The sequence below is a fragment of the Mycobacterium intermedium genome (assembly GCF_002086275.1).
In the GTDB taxonomy this organism is placed as follows: domain Bacteria; phylum Actinomycetota; class Actinomycetes; order Mycobacteriales; family Mycobacteriaceae; genus Mycobacterium; species Mycobacterium intermedium.
This window is the reverse complement of sequence record NZ_MVHT01000257.1, coordinates 1-839: the sequence shown is the minus strand read 5'-3', so window position 1 is coordinate 839 and position 839 is coordinate 1. Positions and strand designations below refer to the sequence as shown.

Annotated in this window: 2 protein-coding genes; both read left to right on the top strand. The window is 64.2% G+C overall.

The features are described 5' to 3' along the window. Positions 1-109 precede the first annotated feature (109 nt). Positions 110-517, top strand: a complete 408-nt coding sequence (locus tag BST27_RS30545) for a Zn-ribbon domain-containing OB-fold protein (protein ID WP_069417483.1) — start codon at positions 110-112, stop codon at positions 515-517. Beyond that, on the top strand, positions 517-839 hold a 323-nt coding region (locus tag BST27_RS30540), incomplete at its 3' end, for a thiolase family protein (RefSeq protein ID WP_487246510.1). The genes BST27_RS30545 and BST27_RS30540, both read left to right, overlap by 1 nt.

The following is an 839-nucleotide window of genomic DNA, read 5'->3' as shown; positions in this document are numbered from 1 at the left end:
TGCGCTGAGAACAGATATTTGGTCGTAGGCGGGTTCGGTACCTGGGCCCCATGTTTGGCGTCCGCACAGCAAGCGATAACGTCTTGACATCCAACGATGGAGGTGGGGCATGGCCGGGCAGATCCCGCTGGTCGATTATCTGGTGCTGGACGGCGACAATCCGCATTTGGTCGCGCAGGAGTGCGTGGGTTGCGGGGCCCGGTTCTTCGACCGACGCAATGCGTGCGCCAACTGCTTCGCCACCGAGTTCACCTCGGTCCCGGTCGCGACCGAGGGCACGGTGCGTGCGTTCACCATCGTCACGTTCGCGGCACCCGGGATACCGACACCGTTCGTGGCCGCCGTGGTCGACTGCGACGGGACTCATGTTCGCGCCAACCTGGTCAACGTCAAACCCGATCCCGAACACGTTTACGACGGCATGCGAGTGCGTCTCGTTACCCAGCCGATCGGTACCGACTCCGAGGGCACCGAAGCCATCGGGTTCGGCTTCGAGCCAGTGAACAAGGAGCAGTGATGAGCGCAAGCGACGACATCTGGATCCTCGGCATCCACATGACCAAGTTCGGCAAGCACCCCCAACTCGACACGATCGACCTGGCGGCCGAAGCGGCGATGGGCGCGCTGTCGGACGCGGGCGTCACCATGGCGGACATCGGTGTGCTCGCCGCCGGCAGCCTGATGAATGCGAATGCCAGCATCGGCCAACAACTTCAGAAGCAGATCGGTCAGACCGGGATCCCCGTCTACAACGTCGCCAACGCCTGCGCGACCGGCGCCACCGCGTTGCGCACCGCGATCATGGCGGTCAAGGCGGGCGAGGTGGACTACGGTCTGGC